This window comes from Modicisalibacter xianhensis, from assembly GCF_900113605.1.
GTDB lineage: Bacteria > Pseudomonadota > Gammaproteobacteria > Pseudomonadales > Halomonadaceae > Modicisalibacter > Modicisalibacter xianhensis.
In genome coordinates this window covers 50,759-73,540 of the sequence record NZ_FOPY01000007.1, presented here as the reverse complement: position 1 = coordinate 73,540, position 22,782 = coordinate 50,759, and the positions used below count along the sequence as shown (strand labels likewise).

Here is a 22,782-nt window from a genome sequence, read left to right as displayed (position 1 = left end):
GGCATTAGGCCTAGCTGAAGATACGGCGGAACTCGACAGCAAGCCGATGGTCGCATGCAGCGCACAGCCCCCCTCAAGGAACCGGTGTCGATGGTACGTCTGTCCTCCCTGCTCGTTTTGCTATTCACGCTACTGTTCACGACCACGGCACAGGCCGGCTGGTTCGACGAGCGCTCCGGGGAACAGACCTTCCTGCCGGTGAACCAGGCGTTCCAGGCCAGTGCCTGGCGCGAGGATGGGCGGCTGCATGTCGGCTTCGAAGCCGTCGAGGGATACTATCTCTACCGCCACCGTTTCAGCGTCGAGAGCCTAGAGTCCGGCGTCGAGCTGGGTGAAACGCAACTGCCACCGGGTCAGTTCAAGAGCGACGAGTTTCTCGGCGATGTCTACGTATTTTACGACCAGGTCGTCCTGACGGTTCCCTATACGGGGCAGCCTGATGATGGTCTCGAAGTCGCCGTCACCTTCCAGGGCTGCGCCGATGCGGGCCTGTGCTACCCTCCCGAACGCCTCGAGATGAGCGCCTTTCCCGGTTCGCCGCCGATAGCTTTCCAGAACGCTGACACGACAGACGCTCCAGGATCGCCTCAGGACGCCGGCAATCCGGAACTTGCAGACCAAGGCTCGCTGGCAACGACTCTCAGCGAGGACGCCCGTTATCGCAACCTGCTCACCGAGCTTGCCCCACTCGCCGTGCTCGGCCTGTTCTTCCTCGCCGGCCTGGGACTGACCTTCACGCCCTGCGTCCTGCCGATGATTCCCATCTTATCGTCGATCATCGTTGGCCAGCAGGCCGGGCGGGGCCGAGCCTTGGCGCTATCGTCGAGCTATGTCGCAGGCATGGCCATCACCTACGCCCTGGCCGGGGTGCTGATGGGGCTATTCGGGGCCGGCCTCAATCTGCAGGCACGCCTGCAGTCGCCTTGGGTCCTGATTCCGTTCGCGATCCTGTTCGTGCTTTTTGCCCTGGCCATGTTCGGTATTTTCGACTTGCGATTGGCCCCATGCCTGGCCAATCGCATCGATGCCTGGCAGAGCCGTCTGCAACGCAGCGGCGTACCGGGCCTGGCTCTGGCTGGCGCTCTGTCGGTGGTGGTCGTGTCGCCCTGCGTATCAGCGCCTCTGGCTGGTGCCCTGGTATTCATCTCCACGACAGGCAATGCTCTGATGGGAGGGGTGGCACTACTGGCCCTGGCACTGGGTATGGGCGTTCCGCTTTTGCTGGTAGGCACCTTCGGAGCGTCACTGCTTCCCCGTTCGGGGGCCTGGCTCAACGGCGTCAAGGCCGCCTTCGGCATTTTATTACTGGCGGTTGCGGTATGGCTCGTCGAGCGCCTCCTGCCCGGGCCTGTCAGCCTTCTCCTGTGGGGCGGCCTGGCGATCGGCACGGCCCTGGCCCTGGGTGCCCTGACGTTCAACCAGCGCCAGGGCTGGCCGCGAGTCCGGCAGGCGGCCGGCATCGTATTGCTGTCGTGGGGTATCGCCCTGATTCTGGGGGCCGCCCAAGGCAGCGAGAATCCGTTTCGCCCACTGGCCGGGCTGGCCACGACAGGCAATGCCGAGCGGGCTCCGGCGTTTGCCCAGGTCACGACATTGACACAACTCGAGAACGAGTTAGACGTCGCTGCTCGACAGGGCAGGCCTGCGTTCGTCGATGTTACCGCCGAATGGTGCATTTCCTGCAAGATCATGGAACGCGATGTGTTTCCCGCTCCGGCCGTGGCCAGTGAACTGGCCGGCTTCTACCTGATCCGTGCCGATGTCACCGACACCAACGACGACAGCCGTGCCTTGCTCGACCGGTTCGGCCTGTTCGGTCCTCCCAGCCTACTGTTCTTTTCAGGTAGCAAAGAACTCTCTCGGCTGCGCATTCAAGGCGAAGTCGAGGCCTCCGAACTCGCTCCCCACCTCGAACGCGTGCGCCGCCAGTTCGCACGAACCAGCCAAGGGGTCTAGGCTCATTTCGAACATTGTTCGGTTATTCCCGGCGGCCGAGAGATGATGCAACTGGACAACCTGTGCGTTTTTCGTCACACTCCGCCTCCATTAGCTTTCAAGGTGCCCCAAGGCAGCATCTTGCCGCTTTCTGCCGGGATCTGATCAGAGTTTGAACAGGTTAACAGCGCCCTTCTCGACCCTATGACTGGCATACGCATCCTCGACATCTTCCGATTTGCACTGGTTCGTCACTCGCATCGCGAGGTGTCTCGGCCGGTGCTGTCATGCGTGCGCGGGAGCCGTCGGAGCGGCTCACAGCCCCGGCAGGGCAGGAAAGCGATTTTCGTGCCGGAGGCCGCGCGGCATGGTCTTCGGCCTTTCTCGATAGTTAGCGTATTACGCCAAATTCACATTCAAGAGACTTCGACATGGATATCCGCAAGGTCAAGAAACTGATCGAGCTGCTGGAAGAATCCAACATCAGCGAAATCGAGATCCAGGAAGGCGAGGAATCGGTACGCATCAGCCGCCATCCCAATGGCGGCCAGGCCCCGTCGATGCCGATGCCCCAGGCCTGGGGCATGCACAGCGCCCCCCAGATGCCGCAGCAGCCCGCGACAGCCGCGCCGGGTGCCGAACCGAGCGAACCCCAGGCCCCGGCACAGCCGGCAGGCCATGCCGTGACCTCGCCGATGGTGGGAACGTTCTATCGCTCCCCGGCCCCAGGGGCCAAGCCGTTCATCGAAGTCGGACAGAGTGTCAAGAAAGGCGAGACCGTGTGCATCGTCGAAGCCATGAAGATGATGAACCAGATCGAGGCCGATCAGGACGGTGTGGTCGAGGCCATCCTTGTCGAGGACGGTGAACCGGTCGAGTTCGACCAGCCGATGCTGATCATTTCCTGAACGAATGGATAACGCCATGTTGGATAAGGTACTCATCGCCAACCGCGGCGAGATCGCACTGCGTATCCTGCGTGCCTGCAAGGAACTGGGCATCCGCACCGTCGCCGTGCACTCCAAGGCTGACCGCGAGCTGATGCACGTGCGCCTGGCCGATGAAGCGGTCTGCATCGGCCCGGCTCCCTCGGCGCAGTCCTACCTCAATATCCCGGCGCTGATCAGCGCCGCCGAGGTAACCGATGCCAGCGCCATCCACCCCGGCTACGGCTTCCTGTCCGAGAATGCCAATTTTGCCGAGCAGGTCGAGCGTTCCGGCTTCGTGTTCATCGGACCGCGCGCCGAGACCATCCGCCTGATGGGCGACAAGGTCAGCGCTATCGAAGCCATGAAGCAGGCCGGTGTGCCCACCGTTCCCGGCTCCGATGGCCCGCTGCCCGACGACAATGACGAGGCGGTACTGGCCACCGCCAAGCGCATCGGCTACCCGGTCATCATCAAGGCGGCAGCCGGCGGTGGTGGCCGCGGCATGCGAGTGGTGCACAGCGAAGCCCACCTGCTCTCCTCGATCAGCGTGACCCGCACCGAAGCCAGCGCCGCCTTCGGCGACGGCACGGTGTACATGGAGAAATTCCTGGAGAAGCCGCGCCACGTCGAGGTTCAGGTGCTGGCCGATGGCCAGGGCAACGCCATTCATCTCTATGACCGCGACTGCTCGCTGCAGCGCCGCCACCAGAAGGTGCTGGAAGAAGCACCCGCACCGCACATCGAGCCCGAGGCACGCGCCAAGGTACTCAAGGCCTGTACCGATGCCTGCATCGAGATCGGCTATCGGGGCGCCGGCACCTTTGAATTCCTTTACGAGGATGGCCAGTTCTTCTTCATCGAAATGAACACCCGCGTTCAGGTCGAGCACCCGGTCACCGAGATGGTGACCGGCGTGGACATCGTCAAGGAGCAACTGCGCATCGCCTCCGGCATGCCGCTATCGATCCGTCAGGAAGATGTCAAGCTCGACGGGCACGCCTTCGAGTGTCGTATCAATGCCGAGGATGCACGCACCTTCATGCCGTCTCCCGGCAAGGTGACACTGTTTCACGCCCCCGGTGGTCTGGGTGTACGCATGGACTCGCACCTGTATACGGGTTATACGGTCCCGCCGCACTACGACTCCCTGATCGGTAAGCTGATTACCTGGGGCGAGAGCCGCGAGGTGGCCCTGAACCGCATGCGTAACGCCCTCGACGAACTGCTGGTGGAAGGCATCAAGTCCAATATCGACCTGCAAAAGGATCTGGTGCGCGACGGCCATTTCCAGGAAGGTGGAGTCAATATCCACTATCTGGAAAAGAAACTCGGCGGTTGATTCGCCCACTGGCGACAGCCATCAAGAAAGGGGCGACGCCGCCCCTTTTTTCATTCGACTCGCGTACCGTGGAGGTCCTTCATGCCCTGGTTGCAACTGAAAGCCCACATTGCGCCCGAGCAGGCCGACACGCTGGAAGAGCTGCTCTCGGCGGAGGGCGCCTCGGCAATCACCCTGCAGGATGCGCATGACAACCCGGTCTTCGAGCCCGAACGCGGCACCACGCCCCTGTGGCACGAGACTGTACTGACCGGTCTCTACGACGACCTGGAAGACGTCGAGGCCATGCTCGATCGCGTGCGCCAGGCCTGGGCCGCAGAAATGCCCGACGAACCCTGCCCGGAAATCGAGTACGAACTGCTCGCCGACCGGGACTGGGAACGCGAATGGATGGACGGCTTCTCGCCTCTGCGCATGGGCAAGCATCTGTGGATCGTTCCTAGTTGGCACGAGGCCCCTGACCCCGAGGCCGTAAACCTGCTGCTTGATCCGGGGCTGGCCTTCGGTACCGGCACGCATCCCACCACGGCGCTATGTCTGGAGTGGCTCGACACCCTGGCAGACGAGGAGCGGCTCGACGGCCAGGCGGTTCTCGATTTCGGTTGCGGCTCGGGCATTCTTGCCATCGCTGCGCTCAAGCTCGGTGCCGCTCGCGCCGTCGGTACCGACATCGACCCCCAGGCCCTGACGGCCAGCCGCGACAATGCCAAGCGCAACGGCATCCCTGACCAGGCACTGGCATTATGCCTGCCCGAACAGCTCGAGAAAGGCCAGTACGCTATTGTCCTGGCCAACATTCTAGCCGGCCCCCTGGTCGAGCTCGCCCCGAGCATCGCCGGCCAAGTCGCCCCGGGTGGACGTCTTGCGCTATCGGGCATTCTTGCCAACCAGGCCGATGAAGTTCTCGACGCCTACCTTGCCCAAGGGTTACGCATGGACGCCCCAGAAGAGCGTGACGGCTGGGTGCGCCTGACGGGCGGGCGGCCCGCCGGGTAATACCAGCGTTGATACCGGTCGCCCTTCAATAAGTCCCTTGCGGCCGGTATCATTACCACCCCCTTGAGCCGAGACCCCGAATCACGATGCCAGCAACTGCCTGCGTCGAACCGCCTGCCATTGGTCCTTACCAGCTCCCCAACCGGGTGATCCTGGCGCCCATGGCCGGTGTGACCGATCGTCCCTTCCGCCAGCTCTGCCGCAAGCTCGGTGCCGGCCTGGTGGTGTCCGAGATGGTCACGTCCGACCCTAGCCTGTGGCATACCCGCAAGTCGCGTTCACGACTCGATCATCGCGGCGAACCCGGCCCACGCTCGGTGCAGATCGCCGGCGGCGATCCCGGCATGCTGGCCGAGGCGGCCCGCCTGAATGCCGCGCAGGGCGCCCAGATCATCGACATCAACATGGGCTGTCCGGCCAAGAAGGTCTGCAACAAGGCGGCCGGCTCGGCCCTGCTGCGCGACGAACGATTGGTCGCCGACATTCTCGATGCCGTGGTTGGAGCGGTCGACATTCCCGTGACCCTGAAGATTCGCACCGGCTGGTGCGAAAACAGTATCAACGGTCCGCGCATTGCCCGTCTGGCCGAGGAAGCCGGCATTCGCGCCCTGGCGGTCCATGGTCGCACCCGCGAGCAGCGTTATTCAGGTTATGCGGAATACGATACCATCGCCGCCATCAAGGCTTCGGTGACGATCCCCGTGTTCGCCAACGGCGATATTACATCTGCCGGGAAGGCTGCCGAGGTCCTCGACTATACTGGTGCGGATGCCGTGATGGTGGGGCGCGGCGCCCAGGGCAATCCCTGGATATTTCGCGAGATTGATCACTACCTGAGCACTGGCCAGACACTCCCCGAGCCCTCCCAGGCCGAGCGACACCACGTGATGAGTGACCACCTGACAGCACTACATGCGTTTTATGGGCAGCATATGGGAGTACGCATCGCACGCAAGCACATCGGCTGGTATTTGGGAACACGCGAGGATGCCAAGCCGTTGCGGGCACGTTTCAATGCTCTGGAAGCCCCAGGGGAACAACTTCAATTCGTCGACGAACTCTTCGACCGGAGCACCCCTCCGGCGAGTCATGGGATCAGCGCAGCATGACCAGCAGGCAAGCCTTCACTACCGATCAGGAGGCGCTCGACACTCCCGCCGGCCTACCCCGTGGGCAGACCCTGCGCGAGGCTGTCGACGACGCCATGCAACGTTATTTCGCCCACCTGGACGGCGAAATGGTCACCGACCTGTATGCCATGGTCATGACCGAAGTCGAGGCACCATTGCTGAGTGCCGTGATGGCGCATGCCGGCGGCAACCAGACCCGTGCCGCCGACATGCTAGGCCTCAACCGCGGCACATTGCGCAAGAAGCTCAAGCAATACGACCTGATCTGAATCCAACCATCAAGGGGAGCCGCCAGCGGCTCCCCTTGGCGTTATTTCACGCCGTCGCCCCGCCGCCGGGCGACCCCTAGCGAGCAGAGTGGAGCACCATGGCCGAACAATCCTCCCCGTCCTCATTACCGGTACGCCGCGCGCTGATCAGCGTGTCTGACAAGACTGGCATCGTCGACTTCGCGCGCGAACTCGCGCACCGCGGTGTGGCGTTGCTGTCCACCGGTGGGACCTATCGCCTGCTCAAGGACAACGGCATCGCTGTCACCGAAGTCTCCGAGCACACCGGCTTTCCCGAAATCATGGACGGGCGCGTCAAGACCCTGCATCCCAAGATTCATGGCGGCATTCTCGGCCGTCGCGGACAGGACGATGCGGTCATGACGGAGCACGGCATCGACCCCATCGACATGGTCGTGGTCAATCTCTATCCGTTTGCCGCTACCGTGGCACGTACCGACTGCACGCTGGAAGACGCCATCGAGAACATTGATATTGGCGGTCCGACCATGGTTCGTGCCTGCGCCAAGAATCACGCCCACACTACCATCGTGGTCGATAGTGGGGACTATTCGCGTGTTATCGACGCCATGGACTCTGCAGCGGGCGCCGTCAGCGACGCCCTGCGTTTCGACCTGGCGGTCAAGGCCTTCGAGCACACCGCCGGCTACGATGCGGCCATCGCTGACTATTTGGGTCAGCGCGTGGAAGGGGGCGAGCCAGGGTTCCCACGCACTTACAACGTTCAGTTCCGCAAGAAGCAGTCGATGCGCTACGGCGAGAATCCGCACCAGCAGGCGGCCTTCTACGTCGAGGCCGATGCCACCGAAGCCAGTGTCGCTACGGCAATCCAGCGCCAGGGCAAGGAACTTTCGTACAACAACGTGGCGGATACCGACGCTGCGTTTGAGTGCGTCAAGGCTTTCACCGATACGGCCTGCGTGATCGTAAAGCACGCCAACCCCTGCGGCGTCGCTGTGGCAGATACGCCACTCGACGCCTATGACAAGGCATTCGCCACCGATCCCACCAGTGCCTTCGGCGGTATCATCGCCTTCAACCGCCCGCTGGATGCCGACATTGCACGCGCCATTATCGATCGCCAGTTCGTCGAGGTGATCATTGCCCCCGGTGTCAGTGACGAGGCAGCAGCCATTGTCGCCGAGAAGAAGAACGTGCGGCTGCTCGACGCCGGCAGCCAGTGGCCCGGCGAGCGCGAGCACGCTCATGATTTCAAGCGGGTCACCGGCGGCCTGCTGGTCCAGGATCGCGACCTGGGCATGGTCGGCCGCGACGAGCTTCAGGTCGTCACCGAGCGCGCGCCGAGCGAACAGGAAATGCGCGACTTGGCCTTTGCCTGGAAGGTCGCCAAGTACGTCAAGTCCAACGCCATCGTCTATGCCAAGCACGGCCAGACCATCGGTGTCGGTGCCGGCCAGATGAGCCGCGTCTACTCGGCCAGAATCGCCGGCATCAAGGCGGCGGACGAAGGTCTCGAGGTGCCCGGCTCGGTAATGGCCTCAGATGCCTTTTTCCCGTTCCGCGACGGCATTGATGCTGCCGCTGCAGCCGGCATCACCGCCGTCATCCAGCCTGGCGGATCGATGCGCGATCAGGAAGTGATCGATGCAGCCAACGAGGCAGGCATCTCGATGGTGTTCACTGGCATGCGCCATTTCAAGCACTGACCCAGCCACAAACAAGCAGGGCGGCCCATGGGCCGCCCTGCTTGGTGAGTTTCTCCTCATCACCCGAGGTCGATGCAGAGATACTTGGTTTCCATAAATTCCTCCAGTCCTTGATGACCGCCTTCGCGGCCCAGACCGGACTCCTTGACCCCACCGAAGGGAGCTGCGGGATTGGAGATCAATCCGGTGTTGATCCCGATGATGCCGTACTCTAGCGCTTCCGAGACACGCCACACACGGCTCAGGTCCCGAGAATAGAAGTAGGCGGCCAGGCCGAACGGCGTATCGTTGGCCATTGCCACGGCATCCTCCTCGTCATCGAAGGGAAACACCGCCGACAGCGGCCCGAAGGTCTCCTCCTGAGCAACCAGCATGTCGGGCTTGGCATCGTTGATCAGCGTCGGCGTGAAGAAGTTGCCGCCCAGTGGGTGCGGGTTGCCGCCCAGCAGCAGCTCCGCCCCCTTGTCCACGGCATCGCGAATATGACGGCTGACCTTCTCGACCCCGTCCTGATCGATCAGCGGGCCAATATTGACACCCTCTTCGGTGCCGTCGCCGACGTGCAGTTCGCTGTTCATGGCCGCAGCCAGCTTCTCGCAGAAGGCGTTGACCACGCTGGACTGGACAAGGAAACGGTTGACGCACACGCAGGTCTGGCCACCGTTGCGGAACTTGGACGCCATGGCACCTTCCACGGCGGCATCCAAATCGGCATCCTCAAAGACGATAAACGGCGCGTTGCCGCCCAGTTCCAGTGAGATCTTCTGGATATGCTCGGCGGCCTGCTTCATCAGCTGACGACCGACCTCGGTGGAACCGGTGAAGGTGATCTTGCGCACGACCGGCGACTCGGTCAGTGCCGAGGCAATTTCGCTGGCCCGTCCGGGCACGACGTTGAATACCCCGCGAGGCACCCCGGCGCGCTCGGCCAGCAGGGCCATTGCCGTGGCCGAAAATGGCGTCTGGCTGGCCGGCTTGACGACGATCGGGCATCCAGCAGCCAAGGCGGCACCGACCTTGCGGGTGATCATGGCGGCCGGGAAGTTCCAGGGTGTGATAGCGCCCACCACGCCGACCGGCTGCTTGGTCACCAGGATTCGCTGATTGCTCTTCGCGGCTGGCACGGTCTCGCCATAGACCCGGCGAGCCTCCTCGGCAAACCAGCGCAGGAAGCTGGCAGCGTAACCGATTTCCCCGGCCGCCTCCTTGAGTGGCTTGCCCTGTTCCAGCGTCATGATCAGCGCCAACTCGTCCTGATGTTCATGCATCAGGTCATGCCATTTCATCAGGATATCCGCGCGCTCCTGGGCGGTCAGGGCGCGCCAGGCGGGAAAGGCGGCTTCCGCGGCTTCGATGGCACGCTCGGTCTCGGCCCGGCCCAGACGGGGTACCTGGCCGATGACCTCGCCATTTGCCGGATTGAGGACATCGATCTGTTCGCCGCTGTCTGCCGCGACCCAGCTACCGTCGATGTAGGCAAACGGACGAAACAGTGGGCAGTCTTGCAAGGATTCCATGAAGTTCTCCTTCCATGAGGGCGACAACGATGGTTGCCGCACGGAGCCGGCTAACGCTCATCGATGCATGACGAACGCCAGCCGCGTTGGACGGTGCATTACCCGGCTTGCTCATGGCCGGGTACAGCTGGCGACAGGGATAACGTTGTTGTCGGCAATGGTTCCAGCAGCAAGGATAGCGTAGCAACGATCAACGACAGCACGATAGCCGCCCAGCAGAACCCCCTGCCCCGGTAACGTTGCGGCTGACGGCGTACATGACGTAATCCCAGGACGGCAAGCACGGAGGCCACCAGTCCCAGCACAGGGGCGAGAACATCGAAGAACAGCGCAAGGATGGCCACGACGATGGCCGCCAGCGCCCACCCGGAATAGCGACGACCGACGCCTTCCTCGTATTCGCCGGACAGCTCTGCGTCGCTGACGGCAGGTGAAGCCGTCGAGGCTGGCACGCGCATCGTCGCCCGACGCTGCTTTTCAGGCAAGTTGAATACCTGCACGGCCCTCGAGCCGTCCACGTCGAAGCGGACCAGGATATCCGGGCCGGGCAATCCCCGGCCCCGCCAATCGGCTAGCGAGAAGGTATAGCACTGGCCCTCGCGGGTCACGATCATGCCCTGCTGTGCATCATCGTCGAATTCGGTGATCTTGCCGTCCAAGGCCGCTCTCCGCTGGCTGAATCAACATGCCAATGCTAAGAGGTTTATCCGTGCAAGACCAACCCGTCAAACTGCCGCATTGTCTCCACGGGTCTCGGACAGCGTGATCGACACCGAATCCGCGAAGCGCAGGGCATACGGCTTGTCGATCTCCACTTGGGCAGTCAGTACCTGCGGATAGGACATCACGATGTCGAGAATCTCGCGGGTCATCCGCTCCAGCAACAGGAACCGACCGTCCTCGACGTGGGAAATGATGTGCTTGGAGATGGTGCGATAGTTGAGGGCCTGTTCGATGTGGTTGAACTGGACCGCGCGATCGGCACGGTAACGGATTACCACATTGATGATCACATCCTGACGATTCTTGATTTCCTCTTCCTTGATGCCGATGAACGTGCGCAGACGCAGGTTCTTGATACGGATCGTGGCAAGGTCGTGATCGAGGTGCTGATCGTTGAGGGCATGCAAGGGCATCGCGATTCCTCTCGTCTCGATCAGCGGCCGTTGACCAGCATCAGGAATTCCTGGCGCGTCGTCTGGTTGTTGCGGAAGGCACCCAGCATTACCGAAGTCGTCATGCTCGAGTTCTGCTTCTCGACGCCACGCATCATCATGCACATGTGCTTGGCCTCGATCACCACAGCCACACCATGGGCGCCAGTCACCTGCTGGATCGCCTCGGCGATTTCCCGAGTCAGGTTTTCCTGGATCTGCATGCGGCGTGCATACATGTCGACGATACGTGCAAACTTCGACAATCCCAGCACCTTGCCCCGCGGCATGTAGGCGATATGGCACTTGCCGATGAAAGGCAGCAGGTGATGTTCACACATCGAGTAAAGCTCGATGTCCTTGACCAGCACCATCTCTTCGGTCTCAGAGGCGAAGACCGCGCCATTGACCAGCGATTCGAGAGACTGGCTGTAGCCCCGCGTCAGAAACTGCATCGCCTTGGCGGCGCGCTTGGGCGTGTCGCGGAGTCCTTCGCGGTCAGGGTCTTCGCCCAGGCCGGCAATGATCTCCCGGTAATGGTTGGCAAGTTCTTCAGTCATCGGTTGAACCTATGTCTCGTTGCCCACGGGCATGGTGCGTGCGTGTTATTGTCACGGTATGTTTCCCTGCCGGGCGGATTCTACCGCACTCCTGGCTCTCGCGCAGTGACGCGCTAATCCGGTGATTCGCGACAACCTGTCGCGCCGGCGCGGCTGCCAGCCATCCGGCACTGTGCTAGAGTGCAGACGTCATGTTCCTGCCCACGACGGAACCCTAATGCTTGTCGAGACCAAGCCATGCTGAAACCTTTCGTCTATATGCTGCTGACGGCCATGGCCATGCCGACGCTGGCGGCGCAGGACACGCTGAGCCTGCCTGCCGATGCCCGCATCGATGTTCAGGTGATAGACCGGGTCACCCTCGACCGTGCGTCGTCCGAAAGAAATGATGTCCTGCTGCGCCCGGTGTCGCGCACACAGTCCACAGCGGCCCATCATCTGCCCGAGTACTGCCTGATCACGGCCAGAGCCCAGCTCACCGAAGAGCGTGTTCGCCTGACCACCGAGTCAGTAACCTGCATCGAGCCCGAAGGCAGCCAACCGCATATCTACAGCGGTGAGCTGTCTGCTGCCGCTTATGAGCGTGAAGGCGGCTTCGGCCTGGATGTCTGCCAGGAGAGCCAGGAAGGCCAGTGCTCTCGGGCCGTGATCGTGCCGGATCACACCTTCCAGCTAAGTCTGGGCCGCGCCTTGCAGATCGATGCACAGCGCAACCCATCGGCGGAAATCAATCAACGCCGGATGCAGGCAGAGACCGGCAATCCGCAAGAGACGAATTCCGAGTCCGGCGACTGAGCGTGTATCGCGTCATGCCGAAAGACGCGGGGCCGCCCTGACCAGGGCGGCCCCGCTTCGTTTTGGCCTTCGCTAGCCTATCACGTGCTGGCGAGCCAGCGCTGCGAACCATCAAGAATCATACGCTGCTGCTCCAGAATACGAATGTGCTGGTCCCAGTAATCCTCGCTGGCAACCCAGGGAAAGGCCCGGGGAAAGGCAGGATCTTCCCAGCGTGCCACCAGCCAGGCACTGTGGCGCATCAGCCTCAGTGCTCGCAATGGCTCGATCCATTCGAGCTGACGCCGGTCGAAATCGCGGTGCTGCTCATAGCCTTCCAGTAGTTCACTCAACTGCATGTGCAGTTCCTGATCGTTCTGGGCCGTCAGCAGCATCCATAGATCCTGCACGGCTGGAGCCATGCAGCAGTCATCGAAATCGACCAGCGCGAATTCCTGGTCGCGGCCAAGAATATTGCCCAAGTGGCAGTCACCGTGGGCACGGATCTCGACGCCTGCCGGCCAGGCGCGCTCGGATAACAGGGATTGCAGGGTCTCGCTGATCCTGGCGTAGGTCTGGCGCTGCCGACGGTTGAGCCATGCCCCGGCCAGCACCTGCTCACGGCTCTGCGCAGCCAGGGTTTCCGGGTCCAGGCGTGGACGCTTCTCGAAACCGCGACGCTCGGACACGGCATGCAGCCGGCCGATCAGTTCACCCAGGGCATACAGGTGCTCGGGATTTTCCAGTTCCGGTGCCTGGCCAGGGACATGAGGAAACAGCGCAAAGCGAAATCCGTACGCGTCGTGCAGGGTCTCGCCCTGGGCATTCTGCCAGGGAGCGGCCACCGGCACGTCGGCGTCCGCCAATTCGGCCAGGAAAGTATGCTCCTCGCGAATCTGCGCCTCACGCCAGCGGTCGGGTCGATAGAACTTCACGACCCAGCGTCGACGCTCGTCATCACTGACCAGAAAGACACGGTTCTCGTAACTGTTCAACGTGAAAGGCTCGCCGGGCAACCACATGCCCAGCGCCTCGACGGCCTCGACAATGCGTTGTGGCGTCAGGCTTTCAAAAGGGTGATGGTTGGCAGCCATGGTGGCTCCTTGGTTCGTCAATGGCTGCCATGCTAGCAGACTCCCCGGCCCCACCGGCAGGCAATCAGCCGGCCGTGGCAGGCGGCGTGCGGGCGATGGCCCACGCCAGCACCTCGTCGGCACCCGCTGTTAGACAGGCGCGAGCCAATTCATCCAGCGACGCTCCAGTCGTCATGATGTCATCGACGACCGCCACCCGGCCGGTCAAGGGGCCATCGATGCGAAACGCATTGCGCAGGTTACGTTGCCGGGCCCGACGATCCAGCCCGCGCTGGGTCGGGGTGTGCCGCACCCGGTGCGCCTTGGCTTCGACGATGCCCAGGTGACGCGACAGATAAGTGGTCAGCCACGCCGCCTGGTCGAAGCCGAACTCGCGTGCCCGACTCGGATGGCGAGGCAACGCGACCAACGTCTGCGGCATGTCCTTCTGCGGAAGCGCCTTCAACGTCTCGAGCATGAGTGATGCCAGCACCACACCGGCCCGGGGCTTACCCGAAAATTTGAACCGGTGCATGAGCGTGACGATTTCTGCATCGTAGCGCAGCCCTGCAAACGTCCAGTTGAAGGCTGGCGGCTGGCTGAGACAGCGCCCGCAGCGCTCTGCGGCGACGGCCGGCAAAGGCTCGCCACACTGGCGGCAGGCCTGTACATTCCAGGGCAGCGCGTCCAGGCACGACCGGCACCACGCCCGACCGGGCAACGCTGGCGAGAGACAGAAACTGCACGGGCCCGGCAGCGAGTGGCGCAACCACTCGTCAACTTTTTCAAAAGCCCTGGTTGACAGGGTTTCGGCAACCTCTATGATCGGAGTCAACTTTTCATTCTTCCTTGGTTCACTACCTAGCGAGACTCGACATGTCCCAGGCCAGTTCGTTCTCCCATGCCGCTACCCCAACGCGCCACGACTGGACGCTCGACGAGATCGAAGCGCTATTCGCCCTGCCCTTCAATGATCTGCTGTTCCAAGCGCAGCAGGTACACCGCATGCACTTCGATGCCAACGCCGTTCAGGTCTCGACGTTGCTGTCGATCAAGACCGGGGCCTGCCCCGAGGATTGCAAGTATTGTCCCCAGTCAGGGCATTACAATACCGGACTGGACAAGGAGAAGCTGCTCGAGATCGACAAGGTGGTCGAGCAGGCACGTGCCGCCAAGGACGCCGGCGCCAGCCGGTTCTGCATGGGTGCGGCCTGGCGCAGCCCGCGTGAGCGCGACCTCGGTGTGGTCCTGGAAATGGTGAGCCGGGTCAAGGCGCTGGGGCTGGAAACCTGCATGACGCTGGGCATGCTCGATGGCACACAGGCCGAAAGACTGGCTGCTGCGGGCCTGGATTACTACAACCACAACCTGGATACCTCGCCCGAATTCTACGGCGATATCATTACCACGCGGACCTACGCCGACCGTCTCGAGACGCTGGGCCACGTCCGCCAGGCCGGGATGAAGGTCTGTAGTGGCGGCATTCTCGGCATGGGCGAGGCGCCACGCGATCGCGCCGGCCTGCTACAGCAACTGGCACGTCTCGATCCGCACCCTGAGTCGGTGCCGATCAACATGCTGGTCAAGGTGCCCGGTACCCCATTGGAAAACGTCGATGACCTCGATCCGCTCGATTTCGTTCGCGCCATCGCCGTGGCACGTATTCTGATGCCGAAAAGCCATGTTCGCCTGTCTGCCGGCCGTGAACAAATGGACGATGCCACCCAGGCCCTGGCTTTTCTGGCTGGCGCCAACTCGATCTTCTATGGCGACAGGCTACTGACCACCGAGAATCCTCAGGTGGAACGCGATCGTGCATTGTTTGCCCGGCTCGGCCTGCATCCCGAACGCACCGAAACCTGTCATGACGATACCGCCCAGCAGACAATCCTGGATGCAGCCATGGCACGTCGCCAGACAGACGACTCCCTGTTCTACGATGCCGCCAGCGTGCACTGACCATGTGGCAGCAACAGCTCGAACGGCGGCTTGCTCAGCAGCGTCAGCGGGGATTATGGCGGCAACGCCTGGCCCTGGCTCCCCTGCCCGATCACCGGGTCGATGATGGACGGCAAAGACTCTGTGATTTCGCCGGTAACGACTATCTCGGCCTGGCCCGGGATCCACGTCTCGCCGAGGCGCAGGCGGAAGGTGCCCGACGCTACGGTGCCGGAGGTGGCGCCTCTCATCTGGTCAGCGGCCATCTCGAGCCGCACCACGTCCTCGAAGAGCGTCTGGCTTCGTTGACCGGACGCCCGCGCGCCCTGCTGTTCTCCACCGGTTACATGGCCAACCTCAGCGTCCTGCAGGTGCTCGGCGACGGCTACATGCAAATTTTCCACGACCGGCTCAACCATGCTTCCCTGCTTGATGGGGCCCGACTCGGCAACGCCCGATCGCGCCGCTTCCACCATCGAGACGTTGACGACCTGGCGCGCCTGCTGGCGCGCTCACGCAACGATGCACCGCGCCTGGTGGTAAGCGATGGGGTGTTCAGCATGGATGGCGATATCGCGGATATTGCCGCGCTGGTCCAGACCAGCCAACGCTTCAATGCCTGTCTGATGATCGACGATGCCCACGGCATCGGGGTCACTGGCGATGACGGCAGCGGTTGCGTTGGCCCTCGGTTTGGCACGGACCAGGTACCGGTCCTGATGGGCACCCTGGGCAAGGCCATGGGCAGCGCCGGCGCCTTCGTCGCTGGCGACAACGACCTTGTGGAGGCATTGATCCAGTTTGCACGCCCCTACATCTACACCACGGCCCAGCCGCCCGGCGTGGCCTGTGCCACCCTGCGTGCACTGGATATCCTCGAAAAAGAGCCCGAACACCGACAACGCCTGCACTACAACATCCGCTACTGGCGCAACTCAGCCGACCAGCTCGGGCTGCCACTCACGCCATCGCTGACACCGATCCAGCCGGTCCTGCTGGGCAATAGCCAGCGTGTCATGCAGTGGGGGCATGCCCTGCGCGACAGCGGCTTTCTGGTTGGCGCCATCCGTGAGCCTACCGTACCCAGTGGGCAGGCACGCCTGCGCATTACGCTCTCGGCGGCACACACCCACGTGCAGATCGATGCCCTACTCGACGCCCTGGCACGCCTGGCCATCACTGCACCATTCGACACGGAGCCGGCATCATGACACAGCTCGTGCTGTTGTCCGGCTGGGGCATCGATACTCGCCTATGGCAGCGACTGGCCCCATACTGGCCCGCCCACCTGAGCGTTTCCCACCCGGACTGGCCCGGCTACGGGCAGCGTCCTGGGCTCGCCAACCCAACCGATCTCGACGCTCTGGCCCAGGCGATGCGTGACAGCCTGCCTGCCGACGCGATCTGGGTCGGCTGGTCATTGGGCGGCATGCTGGCCGGCGCGCTATTGGACCACCTGCCCGCCCCGCGAGCCCTAATCATGCTTGGTGCCGTACCGCGTTTCGTGAACGACGATCGTGGCGGCGTTAGTTCTCAGGAAATCGCCACGTTCCGCCGGGCCTTCTCACGGGACCCGCAGCGAACGTGGCAGCACTTCTTACGCTGGCAAGCCAGTGGCGAACCTTCGCCACGCCATGCTCGCCACTGCCTCGATGCGCTGCTTGGCGATAGATTGCCGGCCGATACCGCCACGCTGGCCGGCGGCCTGGAGCAGCTTGCCCGTCTCGACCTGCATGACACGCTGGACCGGGCCACTTGCCCCGTCATCTACCTGCATGGTGCCAGCGACCCACTGGTCCCGGCCATGGCACGTTATCACCCCGCCATCGCCCTGCCTGACTGCGGACATTGTCCCCAGCTTTCGGCCCCGGCAGAGTTGGCCCGCAAGCTCGCTCGCCTTGTGGATGCCTTCGGGGTGGGCCGGTCCACGGCGGAAGCCATCCATGCAAGTTGAAGGTACACGGGTTCTACCCGCCCATCATGATCATGCCTGGCGACGTCGCGTCAGCCACGCCTTCAGTCGGGCCGCCACCGCCTATACAAGTCGCGCCCAGGCCCAGCATGCCATGGGCCTGGCGCTCTGGCAGCGCCTGCCCGAGCGAGCCACCACAGTACTCGACCTGGGCTGTGGCCCCGGGCACTGGACGGCCCGGCTTTCCGATCACTACCGGGTACAAGCTATCGGGCTCGACCTGGCACTCGGCATGCTCGGAGAAGCCCGCCGCCGTCACGCTGGACAGGGCCGATGGCTATGTGGAGACGCCTTGACAATGCCGCTGACCAGCCAAAGCCTCGACCTGGTGTTTTCCAACCTGGCAATCCAGTGGTGCCGTGACCTGCAAGGGGTTTTCGATGAGCTGCATCGTGTGCTCGCTCCAGGCGGTTGTGCCTTGATCAATACTCTGGCTCCGGGGACCCTGGCGGAGGTTATCCAAGCCTGGTCACATCCAGACAAGCCTGCTGCCGTGGAGCGCTTCGCCAGTTCCCGACAGGTCTATCTGGCCGCTCGCCAGGCCGGCTTCGAGATTCGCCTGGAGCAAGCCGCCGAAAGTTTCTACTATCCGGATCTCAGCGCCGTCATGGCCTCGATCAAGGGCATCGGCGCCCAGGTCTCCCACGGCGGTCCCGTATTGACACGCCGCGATGTGGCCCATGCCCGGCAACGCTACGAAGCACTGCGCCAACCCGCCGGCCTGCCCGTCACCTACCAACGCCTGACCCTCGAACTCAACAAGCCCGGATAAGCCATGAGCCGCTATTTCGTGACAGGCACTGACACCGATGCCGGCAAGACATTCGTCAGCGCCGCTCTTCTGGCCAGCGCACGTCGTCAGGGCCGCACCACCCTAGGCCTCAAGCCAGTCGCCGCGGGTTGCGAGCGCGTTGGTGGCATGCTGCGCAACATCGATGCCCTGCTACTCCAGGCGCAGTCTTTTCCCCCGGTCGATTACGCCACGGTGAATCCGGTGGCACTCGAGCCCGCCATTGCCCCCCACCTCGCCGCGCAGCGCGCAGGGGTGCAGGTATGTCTCGACGATCTCGAGCGCATGCTTCAGAGAATCTTGGATGCGAGGCCCGAGGACACCATCCTCATCGAAGGCGCCGGAGGGTGGCGCGTCCCCCTCAACGCAGAGGAGGACCTCAGTGGCTTGGCGGTTCGGCTCGAGTTGCCGGTGATACTGGTTGTCGGCATGCGCCTGGGATGTATCAGTCACGCCCGGCTGACCTTGGAGGCTATCCGTGCCGAGGGGTTACGTGTCACGGGCTGGGTCGCGAACCAGATCGACCCAAACATGCGCGAATACGAGGCTAACCTGGAAACACTACATCGCTGCCTGGACGCCCCTTTTCTGGGCGCGATACCTTGGTTGGGTGACACATCAGCAGAGTCTTCGAACCTGTCGGAGTTGCAGGCCAAGGCCGCACAGGCAGCCGAGTATTTGAGCGGTCTTTAAGTAGCGATTGACTTGGGCGAAGCGGTCCGTACAATACGGCGGTTCCTGCCCCCTGATGCGGATGTGGTGGAATTGGTAGACACGCTGGATTTAGGTTCCAGTGCCTCACGGCGTGGGAGTTCGAGTCTCCCCATCCGCACCAACTTAATGCTTACGAATCAATAGGTTGCAAGCCAGCTCTCCCTAAGACCGTCTCGCATGAGCATTAATTATTTCCGGAATTCCAATTAATAAAGCCCGGCCTGTGAAGGCCGGGCTTTGCGTGGCGCTATGCTTCCTGCTGCCCACCCATGAGCGATCCTGCTCATGCATCCTTGGTTCATCAGGCTTCCTTGCCCGGGTTCCATTGCGACAACTCCGTGTCTACGTAAGTCACTATGCCTGCTTTGGAGCACAGATTATTTAACCTGTGATAGTTAAGCTTATAAGAGATAACTGACAAGATGCGTAAGCATGAGTCAGGGCTGCGTCGGCCAGCCTAGGAGATACGAGTTGTCGGAGCGAGAGCCCATCCCTGGTCGGGCTTGGCGAGGGAAGGTACGGCGCCAGAAACAGACCGAGACGACAAGACGTCGTATGAAACACCGTGACAAGGTAGATCACAACTCGGTTCAATAAAAGGCATGTTATGTCATGCTTTTTTAACCGAAGGGGATCTGGCATCTCAATGCTCGAAACTATAGCTTGATGCCGGCCAGTTCTTCGGCTGAGTGTCGCTGCGATTGGCCCGTCTCGGTGAGCTGGGCCAAGCCATATGCGCGGCAGGAGTGAGCCAGAACCACGCGTTACTCAAATCTTTATCGACCGCATCGGAAGAAATAAAATAACAAAAAACCACCTTAAATTACGAAAAAATCGATTCGCTTCTTGCTGGTTCCGCTAGATTTTAATCATGCATGTTTTTACCTCAGTAATGCCCATGCTTATGTTGATGTCCCAAGCAGTCTCGTTCTCGTTCCTCTCCCGGCGTATCGCCGGGTTTTTTTATACAAAAGAGCCGGCTCATGGGCAGGCTCCGTGGCGCACCTCGATACTGTCCTGCAAGCCAAGCGCCGAGCCCCACGAAAATAACCGGCCATAGGGGTTAACGAATAAGCTTGGCCTCGAAATCATTCGCCTTTGTGGGTCAGGCTCATCAGATAGATCGCAACGGCCAGAGCAAGCACCGACAGGGCGAGGTAGATCGCATCGAGAGGCGTCTGAAACCGGATATCCACCACGGCTCGAAAGAACTCAATGATCACGGCCAGGATGACCACACGGGCAATCTTGTCTTTCAGTTGGTCGAACGATTCGACGTTGAAAGGATGCCGTGGCGCGTAATCCTCGGCCTGCTCGATGGGCGAAACGAAAAGACGATAGACGCCGAGCCCGAAGATCAGCAACACAATGGCGATGAGATAGATGTCCACGGCCATGACAATGCTGGGCACGACCGTTTCGTGAATATCTTGCTCGCTACCCAGCAGATAGTACGCAATGGCATCGATGACGATGCCAAAGATATCGAGCGTACCGATGATGAACAGCACCAGGGCGCCAATCAGGCTGGGAATGACTGCCGCCATGACCAGGAGACGGGAATTCCATAAAAAGCGTTCCCAACGACGCTCCAGCCTGCTCTGTGTCGATTTTTCGGAAAGGGATGGCTTGACCGGGTCGGACATGGTGCCTCACTGCATTGATGTAAGAATGTCACCACTAAAGCACAACGACATGGCCCGTGCCTATTGGCCTCGACGAGTATCACCAACCCATGCCTTTGGGCGAGCTAGTGCGGCTTTCTGAACAAGCGAGGATTGCGCTCGATGAATGTATCAATCCAATCCTTCAGAAAGATGCCTTGTTCGGCATACTTCAGGCATCGCCAACCCAGGGCAGAAACGACCAAGGCTCCCAGAGTATTCATGACCAGATCCCACATGGTATCTGTCAGGCCAGAAGAATTGCCCTGCGTGGCGCGCTGCATGCGGGTGCCGAACAGGCTATCCATGCTGAATTCGAAGATCTCCCAGAATACCCCCATGCCAAGCGAGAACATCAACGCAAACAGTGCAATGAAGCCCGGCTTGATGATTGAGTCCTCGACTCGCCGCATTCCGTTGCCACCATAGGCCAGCAGAAACCCCACGGCACTGAACAATCCCCCGGCCACGGTATGCAAGGCGATGTCCCACCACCAGAAACGTGAATAGAACCCCCTGCCCTCGCCCAGCAAGAGTGCAGCAATCACGAAACCGAAGGTAAGAAGCTGTAATGGAGGAGGTGTGCGAATTCGAAACTGGCGTTCGAACAGGAGAGGAAAGAAGGTAATAAGAACGACCAATAGACTGACGAAAGCCAAATACCATTGCCGATTCATCAGGGCGAGCAGCGCCTCGACGACGAGACATGCCTGCAGTGCATGAGTAATCCATCGGTGCGGCCGGCTCCCCCGCATCCCTACAACTCCTTGAGCGATTGGTAATATTCCTAGCATAGGCCTTCGTATGGCCAGTACGCCAGCGAGCGGTGCAATGCGATAGGGCAAGGAAAATCAGAGGTTGGAGAAGTCCCATCCCTGGGCGAGCGTCCCTGCTCGTACTCCCTGAAGAGCCCTCCTGACTCAGCAATCCCAATATCGCACAACCTTACATTCTTGTAAGCCCACCTATGTTAAATTTACGTGTAAGCCATTGCCGCCATTTTCATCAGAAAAGCGTACCAGAATGGGAAAAACGCCCGTTGCGTCCAGATCGGCAACGCCGCACAATGCAAAGGCTTGAAAGGGAGTATTCCTCGGTTGGAGCCGACTTGAGCATCCAGCCAATGCTGTCATCGTCAGCACGGACGACAGTCCCGGTGACAGCGGTATCGCCTGGTCGATGCGGAAGAGACTTTCGGTAACATCACGTCTACCGGAGAACTTCCATGAGCGTACCTGTCTGGGTGTGGCTGGCAACCATCGCCGCCATTACTGCCTTGTTTATTTTCGACTTCGCCTTTCACGCACGCAAGCCGCACGAGCCGACCATGAAGGAAGCGGCCTGCTGGTCCGCGTTCTTCATCACCCTGGCCATGCTGTTCGGGGTAGGCCTGTGGCTGGTCTGGGGGCCTCAGCACGGCTCCGAGTACTTTGCAGGATTCATCACCGAAAAGAGTCTGTCGGTCGATAACCTGTTCGTGTTCGTGATTATCATGGCCCGCTTTGCGGTGCCCCGAATCTATCAGCAGAAGGTGCTGCTGATCGGTATTGCGATTGCCTTGATCATGCGCGGTATCTTCATCGCCCTAGGTGCTGCCGCCATCGCCCAATTTAGTTGGGTCTTCTACGTATTCGGTGCCTTCCTGCTGTATACCGCCGTACATTTGGCCAGAGATCATTTTCGTGGCAAGCATGACGTCGACGAACCCAGCCAGCCGACCCGCATCGAGCGCTGGGCACATCGCTGGTTTCCTGCCACCACTGATTACCATGGCAACCAGTTATTCGCCCGTGTCGACGGCAAGCGCCTGGCTACGCCGCTGTTCTTCGTCGTAGTTGCACTGGGTTTCACAGATCTGCTGTTCGCGCTGGACTCGATTCCCGCCATCTACGGCCTGACCAAGGAACCCTATATCGTCTTCACCACCAATGCCTTCGCCTTGCTCGGCCTGCTACAGCTCTACTTCCTGCTGGGTGGTCTGCTGGATCGCCTGGTCTATCTGGGCCTGGGTCTGTCGGTAATCCTCGGTTTTATCGGCGTCAAGCTGGTTCTTGAAGCCCTGCACACCAATAGTATCGCGTTTATCAATGGTGGCGAGCCGATTCACTGGGCTCCGGAGATTCCCATCTGGCTGTCATTGACGATCATCATCGGTACGCTGGTCGTTACCACGGTCGCCAGCCTGCTCAGGACGCGCATAGCGCGTGTCGCCGAGCGCTAATTCCAAACGCAGCAGGCCGACAGAAGTCCGCCTGCTGCAGTCCTTATCAAGCGCTTTACCCTTGTTCATGGCGAATATCCAGTCCGCTCAGGTCAATGGGCCGGCTCGCGGCCCACCTC

Annotated in this window: 22 protein-coding genes and 1 tRNA gene; 15 read left to right on the top strand and 8 right to left on the bottom strand. The window is 61.4% G+C overall.

What is annotated here, in order from left to right; translation table 11 throughout:
* Positions 1-54 precede the first annotated feature (54 nt).
* From dsbD to purH, 7 genes are all read left to right on the top strand, one after another.
* Positions 55-1,956: a protein-disulfide reductase DsbD gene (dsbD, locus tag BM194_RS09685; RefSeq protein WP_244890926.1), complete on the top strand. Its 1,902-nt coding sequence runs from the start codon at positions 55-57 to the stop codon at positions 1,954-1,956.
* Positions 1,957-2,366: 410 nt separating this feature from the next.
* Positions 2,367-2,843 carry an acetyl-CoA carboxylase biotin carboxyl carrier protein gene (accB, locus tag BM194_RS09680; RefSeq protein ID WP_092846162.1) on the top strand — a complete coding sequence of 159 codons (477 nt, stop codon included), beginning with the start codon at positions 2,367-2,369 and terminating at the stop codon, positions 2,841-2,843.
* 16 nt (positions 2,844-2,859) lie between these two features.
* A complete protein-coding gene (gene accC / locus BM194_RS09675; protein WP_092846160.1) occupies positions 2,860-4,203 on the top strand; it encodes an acetyl-CoA carboxylase biotin carboxylase subunit in 1,344 nt (447 codons plus the stop codon).
* Between the two features lie 81 nt (positions 4,204-4,284).
* Complete coding sequence (gene prmA / locus BM194_RS09670; protein WP_092846158.1) at positions 4,285-5,199, top strand: 50S ribosomal protein L11 methyltransferase; 915 nt, start codon at positions 4,285-4,287, stop codon at positions 5,197-5,199.
* Positions 5,200-5,285: 86 nt separating this feature from the next.
* Positions 5,286-6,308: a tRNA dihydrouridine synthase DusB gene (gene dusB, locus BM194_RS09665; protein ID WP_092846156.1), complete on the top strand. Its 1,023-nt coding sequence runs from the start codon at positions 5,286-5,288 to the stop codon at positions 6,306-6,308.
* A complete protein-coding gene (gene fis / locus BM194_RS09660; RefSeq protein WP_092846154.1) occupies positions 6,305-6,598 on the top strand; it encodes a DNA-binding transcriptional regulator Fis in 294 nt (97 codons plus the stop codon). The genes dusB and fis overlap by 4 nt, the downstream gene beginning before the upstream one ends.
* 98 nt (positions 6,599-6,696) lie before the next feature.
* Complete coding sequence (gene purH, locus BM194_RS09655) at positions 6,697-8,286, top strand: bifunctional phosphoribosylaminoimidazolecarboxamide formyltransferase/IMP cyclohydrolase (RefSeq protein ID WP_092846152.1); 1,590 nt, start codon at positions 6,697-6,699, stop codon at positions 8,284-8,286.
* Positions 8,287-8,345: 59 nt separating this feature from the next.
* Here the strand turns inward: purH and BM194_RS09650 are convergent, their stop codons facing one another.
* The 4 genes from BM194_RS09650 to folE form a co-directional block, all read right to left on the bottom strand.
* Positions 8,346-9,803 (bottom strand): NAD-dependent succinate-semialdehyde dehydrogenase, encoded by a 1,458-nt coding sequence (locus BM194_RS09650; protein WP_092846150.1) that lies wholly within the window; start codon positions 9,801-9,803, stop codon positions 8,346-8,348.
* A 98-nt stretch (positions 9,804-9,901) separates the two neighbouring features.
* Entirely contained in the window at positions 9,902-10,462 is a 561-nt protein-coding gene (locus BM194_RS09645; protein WP_092846148.1) for a DUF4190 domain-containing protein, read from the bottom strand.
* Between the two features lie 66 nt (positions 10,463-10,528).
* On the bottom strand, positions 10,529-10,939 hold the full coding sequence (gene folX / locus BM194_RS09640; protein ID WP_092846146.1) for a dihydroneopterin triphosphate 2'-epimerase: 411 nt from the start codon (positions 10,937-10,939) through the stop codon (positions 10,529-10,531).
* Between the two features lie 20 nt (positions 10,940-10,959).
* Positions 10,960-11,517, bottom strand: a complete 558-nt coding sequence (gene folE / locus BM194_RS09635) for a GTP cyclohydrolase I FolE (protein WP_092846144.1) — start codon at positions 11,515-11,517, stop codon at positions 10,960-10,962.
* A gap of 237 nt (positions 11,518-11,754) precedes the next feature.
* On the opposite strand from folE, the gene BM194_RS09630 reads away from it, so the two are divergent.
* Complete coding sequence (locus tag BM194_RS09630) at positions 11,755-12,312, top strand: TraB/TrbI/VirB10 family type IV secretion system protein (protein ID WP_092846142.1); 558 nt, start codon at positions 11,755-11,757, stop codon at positions 12,310-12,312.
* An 80-nt stretch (positions 12,313-12,392) separates the two neighbouring features.
* Here BM194_RS09630 and BM194_RS09625 read toward each other — a convergent pair whose 3' ends face one another.
* Both BM194_RS09625 and BM194_RS09620 read right to left on the bottom strand, forming a co-directional pair.
* Entirely contained in the window at positions 12,393-13,385 is a 993-nt protein-coding gene (locus BM194_RS09625) for a serine/threonine protein kinase (protein WP_092846140.1), read from the bottom strand.
* A 64-nt stretch (positions 13,386-13,449) separates the two neighbouring features.
* A complete protein-coding gene (locus tag BM194_RS09620; RefSeq protein ID WP_340148080.1) occupies positions 13,450-14,133 on the bottom strand; it encodes a ComF family protein in 684 nt (227 codons plus the stop codon).
* A 107-nt stretch (positions 14,134-14,240) separates the two neighbouring features.
* On the opposite strand from BM194_RS09620, the gene bioB reads away from it, so the two are divergent.
* From bioB to BM194_RS09590, 6 genes are all read left to right on the top strand, one after another.
* Positions 14,241-15,323, top strand: a complete 1,083-nt coding sequence (gene bioB / locus BM194_RS09615) for a biotin synthase BioB (protein ID WP_092846138.1) — start codon at positions 14,241-14,243, stop codon at positions 15,321-15,323.
* 2 nt (positions 15,324-15,325) lie between these two features.
* On the top strand, positions 15,326-16,513 hold the full coding sequence (bioF, locus tag BM194_RS09610) for an 8-amino-7-oxononanoate synthase (protein ID WP_092846136.1): 1,188 nt from the start codon (positions 15,326-15,328) through the stop codon (positions 16,511-16,513).
* Positions 16,510-17,256, top strand: a complete 747-nt coding sequence (locus BM194_RS09605) for an alpha/beta fold hydrolase (protein WP_092846134.1) — start codon at positions 16,510-16,512, stop codon at positions 17,254-17,256. Before bioF ends, BM194_RS09605 begins: the two co-directional genes overlap by 4 nt.
* Positions 17,246-18,046: a methyltransferase domain-containing protein gene (locus BM194_RS09600; RefSeq protein ID WP_092846132.1), complete on the top strand. Its 801-nt coding sequence runs from the start codon at positions 17,246-17,248 to the stop codon at positions 18,044-18,046. Before BM194_RS09605 ends, BM194_RS09600 begins: the two co-directional genes overlap by 11 nt.
* 3 nt (positions 18,047-18,049) lie before the next feature.
* Positions 18,050-18,757, top strand: coding sequence for a dethiobiotin synthase (bioD, locus tag BM194_RS09595; protein ID WP_092846130.1), 708 nt, complete (start codon positions 18,050-18,052; stop codon positions 18,755-18,757).
* 57 nt (positions 18,758-18,814) lie between these two features.
* Positions 18,815-18,899: transfer RNA gene (locus BM194_RS09590), tRNA-Leu, on the top strand.
* Positions 18,900-19,866: 967 nt separating this feature from the next.
* On the opposite strand, the gene BM194_RS09585 is transcribed toward BM194_RS09590, so the two are convergent.
* Positions 19,867-20,424, bottom strand: coding sequence for a YqhA family protein (locus BM194_RS09585; RefSeq protein ID WP_092846128.1), 558 nt, complete (start codon positions 20,422-20,424; stop codon positions 19,867-19,869).
* A gap of 104 nt (positions 20,425-20,528) precedes the next feature.
* Complete coding sequence (locus BM194_RS09580) at positions 20,529-21,197, bottom strand: DUF2238 domain-containing protein (RefSeq protein ID WP_092846126.1); 669 nt, start codon at positions 21,195-21,197, stop codon at positions 20,529-20,531.
* Between the two features lie 470 nt (positions 21,198-21,667).
* On the opposite strand from BM194_RS09580, the gene BM194_RS09575 reads away from it, so the two are divergent.
* A complete protein-coding gene (locus BM194_RS09575) occupies positions 21,668-22,663 on the top strand; it encodes a TerC family protein (RefSeq protein ID WP_092846124.1) in 996 nt (331 codons plus the stop codon).
* Positions 22,664-22,782 lie beyond the last annotated feature (119 nt).

Bases quoted from the DNA above. Each gene is read 5' to 3' on its own strand.
- bioF (WP_092846136.1), top strand. From the start codon at position 15,326: ATGTGGCAGCAACAGCTCGAACGGCGGCTTGCTCAGCAGCGTCAGCGG.
- purH (WP_092846152.1), top strand. From the start codon at position 6,697: ATGGCCGAACAATCCTCCCCGTCCTCATTACCGGTACGCCGCGCGCTG.
- bioD (WP_092846130.1), top strand. From the start codon at position 18,050: ATGAGCCGCTATTTCGTGACAGGCACTGACACCGATGCCGGCAAGACA.
- BM194_RS09585 (WP_092846128.1), bottom strand. From the start codon at position 20,424: ATGTCCGACCCGGTCAAGCCATCCCTTTCCGAAAAATCGACACAGAGC.
- folX (WP_092846146.1), bottom strand. From the start codon at position 10,939: ATGCCCTTGCATGCCCTCAACGATCAGCACCTCGATCACGACCTTGCC.
- BM194_RS09605 (WP_092846134.1), top strand. From the start codon at position 16,510: ATGACACAGCTCGTGCTGTTGTCCGGCTGGGGCATCGATACTCGCCTA.
- BM194_RS09580 (WP_092846126.1), bottom strand. From the start codon at position 21,197: ATGCGGGGGAGCCGGCCGCACCGATGGATTACTCATGCACTGCAGGCA.
- dusB (WP_092846156.1), top strand. From the start codon at position 5,286: ATGCCAGCAACTGCCTGCGTCGAACCGCCTGCCATTGGTCCTTACCAG.
- prmA (WP_092846158.1), top strand. From the start codon at position 4,285: ATGCCCTGGTTGCAACTGAAAGCCCACATTGCGCCCGAGCAGGCCGAC.
- BM194_RS09630 (WP_092846142.1), top strand. From the start codon at position 11,755: ATGCTGAAACCTTTCGTCTATATGCTGCTGACGGCCATGGCCATGCCG.
- BM194_RS09650 (WP_092846150.1), bottom strand. From the start codon at position 9,803: ATGGAATCCTTGCAAGACTGCCCACTGTTTCGTCCGTTTGCCTACATC.
- accC (WP_092846160.1), top strand. From the start codon at position 2,860: ATGTTGGATAAGGTACTCATCGCCAACCGCGGCGAGATCGCACTGCGT.
- BM194_RS09625 (WP_092846140.1), bottom strand. From the start codon at position 13,385: ATGGCTGCCAACCATCACCCTTTTGAAAGCCTGACGCCACAACGCATT.
- fis (WP_092846154.1), top strand. From the start codon at position 6,305: ATGACCAGCAGGCAAGCCTTCACTACCGATCAGGAGGCGCTCGACACT.
- BM194_RS09600 (WP_092846132.1), top strand. From the start codon at position 17,246: ATGCAAGTTGAAGGTACACGGGTTCTACCCGCCCATCATGATCATGCC.
- dsbD (WP_244890926.1), top strand. From the start codon at position 55: ATGCAGCGCACAGCCCCCCTCAAGGAACCGGTGTCGATGGTACGTCTG.
- accB (WP_092846162.1), top strand. From the start codon at position 2,367: ATGGATATCCGCAAGGTCAAGAAACTGATCGAGCTGCTGGAAGAATCC.
- BM194_RS09575 (WP_092846124.1), top strand. From the start codon at position 21,668: ATGAGCGTACCTGTCTGGGTGTGGCTGGCAACCATCGCCGCCATTACT.
- bioB (WP_092846138.1), top strand. From the start codon at position 14,241: ATGTCCCAGGCCAGTTCGTTCTCCCATGCCGCTACCCCAACGCGCCAC.
- folE (WP_092846144.1), bottom strand. From the start codon at position 11,517: ATGACTGAAGAACTTGCCAACCATTACCGGGAGATCATTGCCGGCCTG.